Origin of the sequence: Nannocystis pusilla, assembly GCF_020073745.1 — a bacterium.
Taxonomy (GTDB): domain Bacteria; phylum Myxococcota_A; class Polyangia; order Nannocystales; family Nannocystaceae; genus Nannocystis; species Nannocystis radixulma.
Map to the genome: position 1 here is coordinate 422,572 of NZ_JAIRAU010000057.1, position 12,048 is coordinate 434,619.

Sequence of the window (12,048 nt, forward strand, 5' to 3'; positions counted from 1 at the left end):
CGGGCCCCGCTCTTCGCCGGGCGGGGTCGGTCGGGTGGACGAACCGAGTCATGCGGGGGCCTCCTCGCGGGGGTCGGCGTGGAGTCGGCCGCCGTCCATGCGGAGACGACGCCAGCGGGGGTCGCTCCAGCCTTCGGCGCGCAGCTCGGCCTCGGCGCGCAGGAGGGCGGCGAATTTCGAGTCTGTCCGGGAGGACAGGGCCTTCGGGGCACCTTCTTCGACGAGGCGGCCGCCGTCGATCACCAGTACGCGGTCGAAGGCGAGGGCGGCGTCGATGTCGTGGGTGACGCAGAGGAGGGTGCTGGCGCGCCAGTGGTCGCGGGCGCGGGCGAGCAGGGCGGCGCGGGCGTGGCGGTCGAGGCCGCGGAAGGGCTCGTCGAGGAGGACGAGGCGGGGCTGGTCGCGCAGGAGGGCGCGGCCGAGGCGGACGCGCTGGCCCTCCCCGCCGGACACGAGGCCGCCGCCCTCGCCGAGGCGCGACTGCAGGCCGTCGGGCAGGCGCTCGAGGACGGGGCCGAGGTCGGCGAGCTCGAGGAGCTGCGGCAGGCGGTGGTGCTGCGAGTCGCTGCCGTAGTGGAGGTTGTGCAGCAGCGACTGGTTCCAAAGTTGCACGGCCGGGTCGACCCACGCGGTGACGCGGCGCAGGGCCGCGAGCGCGGGCTCGTCGAGCTCCTTGTCGTCGACGCGGAGGCGGCCGCCCGCGGGGCGGTGCCAGCCGAGCAGCAGGCCGAGCAGGCTCGACTTGCCTGCCCCGGAGGCGCCGACGATCGCGACGTGCTCGCCGGCGCCGATCTGCAGGTCGAGCTCGTGCAAGATCGGGTGGCCGCCGGCGACGGCGCTGACCTGCTCGAAAGTACATGTGACGCCGCCGCTGCCGGGCCACGGGGCGGCGACGGCGACCGGCTCGGGGGCGCCCGGGGCGATGTGCAGCGGCTCGAGCAGGCGCAGCGCGGTGGCCCGCAGGGCCGGGACCTCGAAGGCGGCGGCTGCGACCTGATCGCCGATCGCCGGCAGCGACAGGGCCCAGTAGAGCAGCAGCAGGGCGCCGGCGGGCTCGGGGTGGCGGGTGACGTAGGTGTTCCAGAGGACAGCCGCGAGGAGCATGCCGAGGGCGGCGCTGAGGCCGACGGCGATGACCTGGACGCGGAACAGCTGGCGCTGGGCCCGTGACCACTCGACGAGCAGGCCCTCGTGTTCGCGCAGCAGCGAGCGCTCGGCGGCGTGGGTGCGGATCGCGGTGAGGCCGAGCAGGGCGTCGAGGTAGAAGCGGCCGAGCGCGCCGCCGTGGCTGCGGACCTTGAGGTCGCGCTCGGTCATGACGGGCTGCAGCGCCAGCGGCAGGGCGAGCACGAGCACGGCGGTCAGCACGATCCACGGGGCGCCGCCGGGGTCGAGCCAGATCAGCGCGAGGGCGGTGAAGACCAGCTCGAAGCCGCCGCGCACGAGGCGAGCTGCCACATCGGGCAGGTGCCGCAGGACATGTCCTTTGTGACAGCGCTCGGCCATGTCGGAGATCGGCCGGCTGGCGAGGTAGCGGTCGCCGAGGCGCGGGATCTGGGTGAGGAAGGCGACGCGCAGGCGGGCGCTCAGGCGCCGGCCGACGCGGCGCAGGCCGAGCGCGAGCGGGAGCTCGAGCGCGAGCACGGCGACGAAGAAGGCGAGGATCGCCGCGGCGGCGCCGAGGCGCTGCTCGCCGACGCCGATGCGCTCGCCGACGTCGAGCAGCGAGCGCAGCACCAGCGCCTCGGCGACGACGACGGCGGCGGCGGCGACGAGGCCGGCCAGGAGCACGGCCGGCAGCGAGAGGCCGTCGGCGCGGATCAGGGCGAAGAGCTGGCGCAGGGGCGAGATCTGCGGCTCGGTCAGGGCGGCGACGAGGTCGGGCGAGAGTGTACTTGGGGACAGGTCGGCGCGGTGCAGCGCGGGCGCGTCGGAGCGCACGCCGCGGACGCGCACGAGGACGGCGCCGCGCAGCAGGGCGGTGTCGTCGTCGGGGCCCGGCGCGGCGGTGAAGAACTGCTCGGGCAGGACGGCGAACAGGTCGTCGCCGACGAGGCCGTCGCTGTCCTCGAGCAGGCGGGCGACGAAGCGCTCGACCTCGCCGCCGCGGGCGAGCGCGCCGGCGCGGACGAGCGAGGCGGCGAGGCGGACGGCGGCGTCGACGCGCGCGAGCGCGAGGAAGCCGGGGTCGGCGGCGGCGCGGGCGAGCCAGGCGTCGACGCCGACGCGGGCGATCGCCAGGGCGCGGGCGCGGACCCGCAGCGGGCCAGTGAATTCGTCGGAGCCGATCCACTCGCGCAGGTCGGCGGCGGGCACGGGCATGCGGTGGACGAACAGCTCGCGCTGCAGCTGCTCGCGGCCGACGAAGCGGCGACCGGCGGCGGGGTCCATGACCTGGACGACGCCGGCGATGCACGACCACAGGACGACGAAGTGGGTCAGGCCGCCGGGCGAGAGCACCACCGCGACCGCCGGCAGCGAGCCCGAGGAGCGCTCGAACACGTTGTCGGGCGGGCACATGACCTGCTCGGCCTCGAGCCCGAGCTGGACGGCGACCTCCTCGATGGTGTCGATCGAGGTGCCGTCGACGTCGGTCTGACAGGCCTCGCGCAGGCGGCCGTAGCTGACCGAGAGGCCGTGGCTGTCGAGCAGGCACTTGAGGGTGGCCGGGCCGCAGTCCATGGCCGAGGTCTGGATGACCTCGGCGACGAGGCGACGACGTCGCGGGCGCGGCGACCGGCTCATGGGGCGATCGCCTGACCGATGGTGCGCAGCAGCAAGGCGGCGGGCGAGACGACCTCGACCTCGACCTCGAGCACGCCGGTGAGGCCGTGCTCGGCGGGGATTCTCCCGGATGTCCCGGCGGACAGGTTATATGTCTCCGAGGACATGTCGCATTCGACGCGGACGAGGCCGTCCTCGGCCTCGCTGGCGACGGCGGCGACGCGGCCGTGGAGGCTGCCGAACTCGGTCCACGGGAAGCCGTCGAGGCGCAGGCGCGCGGGCTGGCCGGGGCGGATCCGTCCGACGCTCGCGGGGGTGAAGCGGCCGACGATCCGCAGCGGATCGTCGGGGATCACCTGCGCGACCACGGCGCCGCGCGCGAGCACGGCCCCGGCCTGCAGCGGGACGACGCCGCCGAGGCGACCGGCGATCGGCGCGCGCACGGTGTGTTGATCGATCTGGTGGTCGAGCGTCGCCAGTGCGGCGATCTTCACCGCCAGCTCGCGCTGCAGCTCGGCCTCCTGCCGGCTGGTGCGCGCGAGGTCGATGCGCATGGTCGCCAGCCGCTCGCCGAGCTCCGCCCTGGTGCGCGCGACCTGCAGGCGGCGGATCGTGGCCACCGCCGCGCTGCCGCGCTCGCGCGCCTGCAGCAGCTCGGCGGCCTCGCCCGACTCGACGCCGAGGCCGCGCAGGCTCTCGCTGCGCTCGGCCATGCTGCGGGCGAAGGCGGCGGCGATCTGCGCCTCCTGGGCGCTGGCCGAGGCCTCGCTCTGACGCGTGCGACCGCCGGCCTCGAACGCCTCGATCGCGGCCGCGAGGGCGGCGTGCTCGCCGGCGAGGGCGCCGAGCTCGGTGAGCAGGCCCTGGCGCTGGGCGTCGACCTCGGCGCGCGCGAGCTGGAGGCCGCGGCTGTCGAGCGCGAGCAACGGCTCACCGGCGGCGACGCGCCGGCCGAGAGCGAGGCTGGCCTCGAGGACACGTCCGTCGACGACCGGGGCGAGCGGCACGGCGGCGCGCGCGACCTCGAGGCGGGCCTGCTCGCTGGTGGCGATCAGGCTGACCCGCGCGAGCACCAGCCAGGCCGACCAGGCGGCGAGGAAGCCGAGTGCGAGGAGGACGCCGACGACGGTGCCGCGCGCGTTCTCGGCCCCCAGGGCCCGCAGCGAGCGCGAGAAGGCGATCGGCACGTCAATGTGGGTACCGCAATTCGATGCGGAGGGTAAAGCGCAGCGCACGCGCGCGCGGCCGCGCGATCACGGGGTCACGCCGGGCGGCTCGATCCGCTCGATGCGGACGCCCAGGCTGGTGCGCAGGTCGGCCGGGCCGTGTAGACGCAACGAATGGCGGCCGGCCGCGAGCGCGACGGTGCGCGGGGAGGCGTCGCGCTCGACGGTGAGGCCCTGGCCGTCGCAGATCGTGCACGGCTGCAGGCTGACCTTGTTGCGCGGGTCGTCGCCGAAGACGGTGATGATGTGATCGCCGCCCTCGGGGATGGTGACGGTGCGGAAGACGACGACGCTGTCGTTCGCGTACGGGCCGACGGCGTCGTCCTGATCGCAGGCGAGCGCGCGATGATGGACGAGGCGATCGCCGTCCCACTCGAGCTCGGGCGCGGCGCACTCGAGCAGCTTGGCGTCGCGCTCGAGATCTCCGCAGTCCGGCTCGCGGTCGGCGAAGGCGGCGATGCTGTCGTCGAGCGAGACGCCGAACTCCTCGCGGAACACGCGATCGATGCCGCGTTCGGTGTCGGTCCAGTGCATGGCCGCGTACGCGCGCAGGTAGGCGTCGAGTCCGTGGCGCTCGACGAGGAAGGTCGTGAACGCGCCGGCCGTGGAATAGCCGCCGGCCCGGTTGAGCTCCGTGCCCGTGCGGGCGCGGAGCAAGGCGTGGATGTCATCCCTGAGCGGACGATCGTCGGATTTGACCTGGCCGAGGCCCTCGAAGGCGACCGCGAGTCCCTCGGTGAAGAACGAGGGCGGCGCACCGATCGCGTCGGCGACGACGTGGACCAACTCGTGATTGAGCGGCAAGGACTTCGCGTAGGTGCGATCGCCGGGGGCGCATCCGGCGGCGATCTCGGGGCATCCGGACCGCTCGGGGAAGCCGTCGACCTCGAGCCAGTAGTAGACGAAGCGGTCGGCGTCGGTCGGCGCCTCGACGCCGAAATGGTCGGAGAGCCGGGCGACGAATTCGTCCATGTGCGCGAGCGAACCCCCGCACGGCTCGAGCCCCGGATCGGCGGCGACGACGACGTGCGCGCCGAAGTGATTCGGCTCGGGTATGTCGTTGCAGGCCGGCAGCGCCACGGCCACCGTGACGAGCGCGCGCTTCATCGCGTGCGCCTCACGATCGTGGCGCCGAGGTCGTCGACGAGGATGATGTCGAGCTCGCCGTCGCCGTCGACGTCGGCGGCGTGGACCTCGCGCACGCCGCTGGTGTCGACGAGGTGCTCGCTGAAGCCGAAGCTGCCGTCGCTGCGGCTACGGCCGAGGCGCAGGCGGGTCTTGCCGCGGAAGCCGCCGGCGACGAGGAGCTCGGGATAGCCGTCGCGATCGAGGTCGGCGGCGGCGTAGGCGTCGACGCCGGACAACAGGACCCGCACGCTGCGGGTGTCGCCGCCGCGGACGAGCATCAAGGTGCCCCAGGCGTCGTGCGTGACGAGCTCGACGCGCCCGTCGCGGTCGAAGTCGCCGAAGATCAGGCGCGCGAAGTCCCAGTAGGAGGGCGCCAGCTCGCTCCAGTCGTGCCCGGAGGCGAAGGTGCCGTCGCCCACGCCGGAGAAGACCCGCACGCCGCTCTGCAGGATTATCGGGTCGCTGTCGAGATAGGTGTAGTACTGGACGGCGATGTCGAGGTGGCCGTCGCGGTTCAGGTCGTGGATGCCGACGCGGTTCACGTGGAGCTGCTCGTCGAGCACGAGCCGCTCGGACTTGTCGAAGCCGCCTTCGGGTCGGCCGCGGGCGAGGAAGCCGGTCAGGCCCACCTGGGTGTCGAAGACGAGGAGGTCGCGTACGCGGTCGCCGTCGACGTCGACGGCGAACAGGTGCTGGAAGTAACCGAAGGCGCCGCGGACGCGAGAAGGGTCGCTCAGGCCCTCGGGGGAGAGGCTGGCGAAACGGAGCACCTGACCGGGGAGCTTGCTGAACTGCGTGCTCCACACGAAGAGCGGGTCGCGCTCGTCGTGTGGCTCGACGAGCACGCCGTCGCCGACCCGTTCGCCGAGGGAGCCGCGCCAGAGCTGCGACAGCGGTGCGAAGCCGCCGTGCCCGTCGGCGCGCGCGACCGCGAGGGAATCGCCGAACGCGAGCAGGTCGGCGGCGCCGTCGCCGTCGAGGTCGCCGAAGCGCAGGCGCGGGCGCGCGGCGAGGCGCAGGTGCTCGGTCTCGACCAGCACGGGCCCGAAGTCGACGTGCATCGCGGTCAAGCCGTCGGCCTCATCGAGGATGAACTCCGGGGTGTCGTCGCCGTCGAGCTCGGCGAGGACACGCCGTCGCGACGCGACCGTGCGTGAGCCGCCGCGCTGCCATGTCCCGCCGTCGGTGACCCACGGGGTGAAGCGCGTGCTGTCGTCGGTCGAGAAGGTCTCGCGGACGAGGATGTCGAGGTCGCCGTCGCGGTCGAGGTCGAGGACGTCGAGGTCGTCGCAGTCGGCGTCGAACAGCGCCTCGGGCAGCTTGGTGTCGCCGAGGAGGTCGAAGTACGCGAGGACGGTTGCGGGGGTGCAATAGACGGCGTCGAGTCGGTCGTCGCCGTCGAGGTCGACGGGGACGAATTGGAGGAGGCCGAAGCTGTCGAACCCCGAGAGCTCGCGGACCGAGGTGCGCGTGTCGTCGACGTAGTAGCGCGTGGCGAAGCTGCTCAACAGGAAGTCGGGCCGGCCGTTGCCGTCGCCGTCGACCACGCGCACCGTGTCGGGGGGCTGCTCGACGGTGAAGGTCATCGCGCTGACGAGGGTCAGGACGCCGGCTTCGTCGCTGCGGTAGACGTCGAGGTGGCTGGTGCCGTCGATCGTCGACAGGGCGACGGCCTCGGCGACGCCGTCGCCGTCGACGTCGGCGAGGACGGCGTGGGCGAGGCCGGACACCGCGAACGGTTTGGCGGCCGTCAAGGCGCCGTTCGGCTGCTGCACGGCCACGAGCAGCTCTTCGCCTCTGCGCACGAGCAGGTCGGGCCGGCCGTCGCCGGTGAGGTCGGCGCCGACGACGGACTCCGGCGCGGTCGTGCCGACGTCGACGGCGACGATGTCGCCCCCGCGGCGCAAGGTCAACGCCCCGTCCGCGCTGTCGCCGTCGTGCATGAGCAGCTCGTCGATGCCGTCGCCGTCGAGGTCGACCGGCCAGGGGCCGTCGTAGGCCCGGCTCAAGCGCGAGAGCGGAGACATGATGACGCCTGTCCCCGGGGACAGATCGGAGATCGCGGCGCCGGCGGTGACGAGGACGCCGGCGTCGTCGGCGATCGAGCGCGGGCCGCTGGCGAGGACGCCGGTGAAGGCATCGCCGGTGCGCGGGTCGAGGTGCTCGACGGTGGATGTTGTTTCGGACAGGACCCCGAGGACAGGTATGATGCCGCCGTATTGCGAGACGACGAGGCTGTTCGGGAACGCGACGGTGGGCCAGGTGGTTCGGTCCCGCAGGCCGCAGGCGCCGTCGCCGAACAGGACGCTGACGGTGTCGTCGAGGCTGTCGGCGGTGGCGAGGTCGAGGAGGCCGTCGACATTGAGGTCGGCGGCGACGAGGTCGTACGGGGCGGTGCCGACGGGGTGCAGCGCGGCGGGCCAGAGGCCGCGGCGGCCGTCGCCGCGGAGCACCTGCACGGCGTCGGCGTCGGCCAGGGCGACCGCGACGTCGACGTGACCATCGCTGTCGAGATCTCCGGCCGCGAGCGCGCGCGGGCCCGGACCGACGACGATCGGCGGAGCCGCGACGAACTGGTGCAGCACGGTGACGGTGCCGGTCTCGTCGTCGGCGGTGATGAGCTCGGGCGGGCCCTCGGCGTCGAGATCGGCGGCGATCAGGGCGCGCGGGACCGCGCCGGCGGGGTGGCGCTCGGGCTCCATGAAGGAGCGGCCGCCGCGGCCGCGGACGACGGCCACCGCGTCGGCGCGGGGGAGCGCGGTGGCGAGGTCGAGGTGGCCGTCGTCGTCGAGATCGGCGACGACGATGCCGGCGACCTCCTGGTCGATCGACCAGGTCGTTGCAGTGTCAGAGATCCACCCGGGGTCGTCGCCCTCGCCCCACAGGACGGTGATGGTGCCGGCGGGGCCGCTGGCGCCGACGAGGTCGCGCGAGCCGTCGCCGTCGAGGTCGGCGACGACGAGCGCGTCGGGCCTGACGCCGACCCGCACGTGCGTGACGGCGTCGGTGGCGAGGCAGACCGACCCGGGGTCGTCGCAGGGCGCGTGCACGGTGCAACCGGCTGGCCCCAGGATGGCTGCGAGCACTCCAGAAGCGAGGCGATGGGACGGCACGGAGGCGGAGATCGATGGTAGTCAAACGGCGAGGCCATGGCCAATTGGACACGTGTCCGAAAATGCGCGAGCGCATAGGACGCTGGGTGACACGCGTCGGGGCCGTGCGATAGCGTGGAGGCCGATGAAGGGCGTCGTGTTCACCGAGTTCCTCGAGATGGTGGAGGCGCAGTTCTCGAGCGAGATGGTCGAAGAGCTGCTGGGGAGCTGCGAGCTGGCGTCAGGAGGCGCGTACACGTCGATCGGCACCTACGACCACCGCGAGCTGGTCGCGCTCGTCGGGGCGCTGTCCGAAAAGACAGGTGCTCCGGGCGGCGCGCTGGTCCACGAGTTCGGGCGCCACCTGCTGCGCCGCTTCACCGTCGGGTTCCCCGGGTTCTTCGCGGCGGCGCGCGACACGTTCGCGTTCCTGGCCCAGGTCGAGGGCTACGTGCACGCCGAGGTGCGCAAGCTGTACCCGGACGCCGAGCTGCCGACCTTCGAGTGCCGCGTCGACGGACATGACCGTATGGACATGGTCTATCGGTCAACTCGTGGTTTCGCCGACCTGGCGCACGGGCTGATCGTGGCGACGGCGGAGCACTACGGGGAGGCGATCACGGTCGAGGTCGAGGACCTGTCGGGCGGGGCGCGGACGCACGTGCGCTTCGAGCTGCGCAAGCGGGGCGCCGCGGAGTGAGCGAGAGGGCCCGTGGACGAGCTCGAGATCTTCCGCCGCCGCTACGACCGCGAGCGCCGGGCCCGCAAGGAGGCCGAGACGTTCGCGGAGGCGAAGACCCGCGAGCTGTACGAGACCAATCAGGCGCTGCAGCGGCTGGCGGCGACGCTGCAGGAGCAGGTCGCGGAGCGCACGGCGGAGCTGCAGCGGATCGCCGACGAGGCGGTGGCGGCGAGCGAGGCCAAGTCGCTGTTCCTCAGCGCGGTCAGCCACGAGCTGCGCACGCCGCTCAACGCGATCGTCGGCTACGGCGAGCTGCTCGGCGAGGAGCTGGTGGACCTCGGCGCCGGCGACCTCGCCAGTCAGGCCGAGAAGATCGTGGGCGCGGCGCGGCACCTGCACGCGCTCGTCAACGACCTGCTCGACCTGCAGAAGGTCGAGGCGGGCAAGCTGGTGCTGACGTTCTCCGAGGTCGACGTGGCCGGGGTGATCGCCGAGGTGACCGACGCGCTGGGGGCGAAGCTGCAGGACGGGGCCAACGCGCTGCGCGTGACGGTCGAACCGACGGCGCGGCGGCTGCGGACCGACGAGCTGCGCCTGCGCCAGGTGCTCTACAACCTGCTCAGCAACGCGGCCAAGTTCACGCAGGAGGGCACGGTCTCGCTGCGCGCCCGCGCGGCGTCGCGCTCGGGCCGGCGCGGGGTGGTGTTCGAGGTCGAGGACACCGGCGCCGGGATGACGCCGGAACAGCTGGGACGCCTGTTCGCGCCCTACGTTCAGGTGGACGAGGTGCTGGCGCGCCGCCACGGCGGGACGGGGCTCGGGCTCGCGCTCACGCGCCGGCTCTGTCAATTGCTGGGCGGCGAGATCACGGTCGAGAGCGAGGCCGGGCGCGGCTCGTGCTTCCGCGTGTTCTTGCCCGCGGCCGCGTGATCACTGCAGCCGCGGCGGGCCGGGACGGGGCACGACAGGCTGCTCGTCGCGAGCGAAGCGCCGGGCCTGGGCGGCTCGCATGACCCCGCGGAGCGCGAACGCCAGCAGGAACAGGAAGGGCACGCCGAGGAAGATCAGGGTCATGATCGAGCCGGACATGTTCTTCATAGGCGATCAGCGTGAGGCGCCGATCCGGGCGGTCAATCGCCTGCGAATGCGCTGGAGGCCTGCACTGCCGATCGTGGGTGCGGTCAGAGGTGCCTGGTGACCGCGGCCTCGAAGCGGGCGTAGGGCGGGGCGCCGGCGATCTGCTCGACGACCTTGCCGCCCCTGAACAGCAGGGTCGTGGGGATCGAGCGGACGCCGTAGGTTTGCGGGGTGTCCTGGTTGTCGTCGATGTTGAGGCGGCCGGCCCTGAGTTTGTCGGCGAACGCGGTCGCCAGCTTGGAGGTGTACTGCCCGACGGTCCGCGAGGGGGCGTTCCAGGTGGCGAAGAACTCGACGAGTGTGAGCATCGGCGACTCGAGGACCTCGGCGGTGAAGTTGGCGTCGGTGAACTCGCGGACCAGGGGGTTGGGCATGATCGCAGCGTTACCGCTGCTCCGCGCGCGATCAAGGCTCCGGCAGGCCGTCGACCACGTGCTGGATCTGCGCCGCCAGGCACGACGCCAGCGCCGCGTCCGGCCCGCCCGCGAAGGCGCGCATCGGCAGCGCCTGGCGGAACAGCCAGGTGCCCGAGATGATGGCGAGCAGCAGGGCGGCGCGGGCCTCGGCGCGTGGGGGCCCGAGCCAGCGCGCGAGCGGCTGGATCACGCGCGCGTTGAGCAGCTCGGTGGCGAGGTCGCGCACCTCGGGGTCGCCGGCGGCGTGAAGGAGGATCGAGAGGGTGTCGGCGTCGCGCAGCGGCTTGCTGAAGAAGTAGCGCGCGATATGACGCCCGACGGTGGCGCGGTCGGGGCCGAGAAAAGGGGCGAGACCGATGTCGGTCTCGATCGCGGCGAGGAACAGGTCGCGCTTCGAGCCGAAGTAGCGGACCACCAGCGCCGGGGTGATGCCGGCCGCCCTGGCGATCTCTCGCATGCCCGCGTTGGCGTAGCCGCGGGTGGCGAACAACAGGCGCGCCGCCCGGAGGATCTCCGCCCGGGTCTGCTCGGCGTCGCGGGGGCGCGGCGCGGGGGCGGAACAGAGGCGGAACGGGCTCTTGCGCTGGGCCATCGGTGTTTTTTGTAAACGCCTGTTGACTTCTACCACGGGCGGTCCAAGATGCGACCAAGTAAACGGTCGTTTACAGGAACCGAGGAGACGCAGCATGAGCGGCTGGGGCACGAAGGACATCCCGCGACTGGACGGCAAGACGGCCGTGGTCACGGGCGCGAACAGCGGGATCGGCTACTACACGGCGCTGGAGCTGGCGCGCGCGGGGGCGACGGTGGTGATCGGCTGCCGCGACGCGGGCCGCGGCGAGGAGGCGCTGCGAGGGCTGCGGCAGCAGTCGGGCGGGCAGGTCTCGCTGGTGGCGCTCGACCTGTCGTCGCTGGCGTCGGTGCGGGCGTTCGCCGACGAGGTGCGCGCGGCCCACCCGCGCCTCGACCTGCTGATCAACAACGCGGGCATCATGGCGCTGCCGCGGCGCGAGCTGACCGTCGACGGGTTCGAGAAGCAGTTCGGCACCAACCACCTCGGGCACTTCGCGCTCACCGGCCTGCTGTGGCCGGCGCTGCGGGCCAGCCCGGCGGCGCGGGTGGTGACGGTCAGCAGCGGCATGGCGTGGATGGGCCGGCTCGACGTCGACGACCTGCAGAGCGAGCGGCGCTACTCGCCGATGGGCACCTACTCCGACTCGAAGCTGGCCAACCTGCTGTTCATGCTCGAGCTGCAGCGGCGCGCGGGTTCGCCGGCGCTGCGCAGCGTGGGGGCGCACCCGGGCGGGGCGGCGACCAACCTGCAGAAGCACGCGTTCACCCGCAGCATCAAGTGGTTCGGGCAGTCGGCGCAGGACGGCGCGCTGCCGTCGCTGCGCGCGGCCATGGCCCCGGACGTGAAGGGCGGCGAGTACTACGGGCCGTGGCTGCTGACGATGCGCGGCGCGCCGGGGCGGGCGTGGATCGCCCCGCGCGCCCGCAACGAGCTGTTGGCGCGGCGGCTGTGGCAGCGCTCGGAGGAGCTGACCGGCGTGCGCTTCGACCTGTCCTGAGGGGCAGGATCGGCGCTGCGCGAGCGCCTGCTCGACCCGCGGGCCGACCAGGTCACGCCGGTCGGCCGCAGC

At 73.2% G+C, this 12,048-nt stretch carries 10 protein-coding genes; 3 read left to right on the forward strand and 7 right to left on the reverse strand.

Going from position 1 to position 12,048, the window contains the following annotated elements; translation table 11 throughout:
- Positions 1-48: 48 nt before the first annotated feature.
- The 4 genes from K7C98_RS41470 to K7C98_RS41485 all read right to left on the reverse strand — a co-directional run bounded on the left by K7C98_RS41470 (position 49) and on the right by K7C98_RS41485 (position 8,128).
- A complete protein-coding gene (locus K7C98_RS41470; RefSeq protein ID WP_224197474.1) occupies positions 49-2,745 on the reverse strand; it encodes an ATP-binding cassette domain-containing protein in 2,697 nt (898 codons plus the stop codon).
- On the reverse strand, positions 2,742-3,911 hold the full coding sequence (locus tag K7C98_RS45355; RefSeq protein WP_224197475.1) for an HlyD family secretion protein: 1,170 nt from the start codon (positions 3,909-3,911) through the stop codon (positions 2,742-2,744). The genes K7C98_RS41470 and K7C98_RS45355 overlap by 4 nt, the downstream gene beginning before the upstream one ends.
- Positions 3,912-3,977: 66 nt before the next feature.
- Positions 3,978-5,057, reverse strand: a complete 1,080-nt coding sequence (locus tag K7C98_RS41480) for a hypothetical protein (RefSeq protein ID WP_224197476.1) — start codon at positions 5,055-5,057, stop codon at positions 3,978-3,980.
- Complete coding sequence (locus K7C98_RS41485) at positions 5,054-8,128, reverse strand: FG-GAP repeat domain-containing protein (protein ID WP_224197477.1); 3,075 nt, start codon at positions 8,126-8,128, stop codon at positions 5,054-5,056. The genes K7C98_RS41480 and K7C98_RS41485 overlap by 4 nt, the downstream gene beginning before the upstream one ends.
- A 187-nt stretch (positions 8,129-8,315) precedes the next feature.
- On the opposite strand from K7C98_RS41485, the gene K7C98_RS41490 reads away from it, so the two are divergent.
- Both K7C98_RS41490 and K7C98_RS41495 read left to right on the forward strand, forming a co-directional pair.
- Positions 8,316-8,870 (forward strand): heme NO-binding domain-containing protein, encoded by a 555-nt coding sequence (locus K7C98_RS41490; RefSeq protein WP_224197478.1) that lies wholly within the window; start codon positions 8,316-8,318, stop codon positions 8,868-8,870.
- 12 nt (positions 8,871-8,882) lie between these two features.
- Positions 8,883-9,782 carry an ATP-binding protein gene (locus K7C98_RS41495; RefSeq protein ID WP_224197479.1) on the forward strand — a complete coding sequence of 300 codons (900 nt, stop codon included), beginning with the start codon at positions 8,883-8,885 and terminating at the stop codon, positions 9,780-9,782.
- Here K7C98_RS41495 and K7C98_RS41500 read toward each other — a convergent pair whose 3' ends face one another.
- From K7C98_RS41500 to K7C98_RS41510, 3 genes are all read right to left on the reverse strand, one after another.
- Positions 9,783-9,941 (reverse strand): hypothetical protein, encoded by a 159-nt coding sequence (locus K7C98_RS41500; RefSeq protein WP_224197480.1) that lies wholly within the window; start codon positions 9,939-9,941, stop codon positions 9,783-9,785. It lies immediately after the preceding gene.
- A gap of 92 nt (positions 9,942-10,033) precedes the next feature.
- Positions 10,034-10,363 (reverse strand): thioredoxin family protein, encoded by a 330-nt coding sequence (locus tag K7C98_RS41505; protein WP_224197481.1) that lies wholly within the window; start codon positions 10,361-10,363, stop codon positions 10,034-10,036.
- Between the two features lie 31 nt (positions 10,364-10,394).
- Positions 10,395-10,997, reverse strand: a complete 603-nt coding sequence (locus K7C98_RS41510) for a TetR family transcriptional regulator (protein ID WP_224197482.1) — start codon at positions 10,995-10,997, stop codon at positions 10,395-10,397.
- A 94-nt stretch (positions 10,998-11,091) separates the two neighbouring features.
- Here K7C98_RS41510 and K7C98_RS41515 point away from each other — a divergent pair, with 94 nt between their 5' ends.
- On the forward strand, positions 11,092-11,976 hold the full coding sequence (locus tag K7C98_RS41515) for an oxidoreductase (RefSeq protein ID WP_224197483.1): 885 nt from the start codon (positions 11,092-11,094) through the stop codon (positions 11,974-11,976).
- Positions 11,977-12,048 lie beyond the last annotated feature (72 nt).

What these genes read in the sequence shown, in the direction of transcription:
- K7C98_RS41510 (WP_224197482.1), bottom strand. Translation starts at nt 10,997, where the DNA reads ATGGCCCAGCGCAAGAGCCCGTTCCGCCTCTGTTCCGCCCCCGCGCCG.
- K7C98_RS41505 (WP_224197481.1), bottom strand. Translation starts at nt 10,363, where the DNA reads ATGCCCAACCCCCTGGTCCGCGAGTTCACCGACGCCAACTTCACCGCC.
- K7C98_RS41490 (WP_224197478.1), top strand. Translation starts at nt 8,316, where the DNA reads ATGAAGGGCGTCGTGTTCACCGAGTTCCTCGAGATGGTGGAGGCGCAG.
- K7C98_RS41500 (WP_224197480.1), bottom strand. Translation starts at nt 9,941, where the DNA reads ATGTCCGGCTCGATCATGACCCTGATCTTCCTCGGCGTGCCCTTCCTG.
- K7C98_RS41470 (WP_224197474.1), bottom strand. Translation starts at nt 2,745, where the DNA reads ATGAGCCGGTCGCCGCGCCCGCGACGTCGTCGCCTCGTCGCCGAGGTC.
- K7C98_RS41480 (WP_224197476.1), bottom strand. Translation starts at nt 5,057, where the DNA reads ATGAAGCGCGCGCTCGTCACGGTGGCCGTGGCGCTGCCGGCCTGCAAC.
- K7C98_RS41515 (WP_224197483.1), top strand. Translation starts at nt 11,092, where the DNA reads ATGAGCGGCTGGGGCACGAAGGACATCCCGCGACTGGACGGCAAGACG.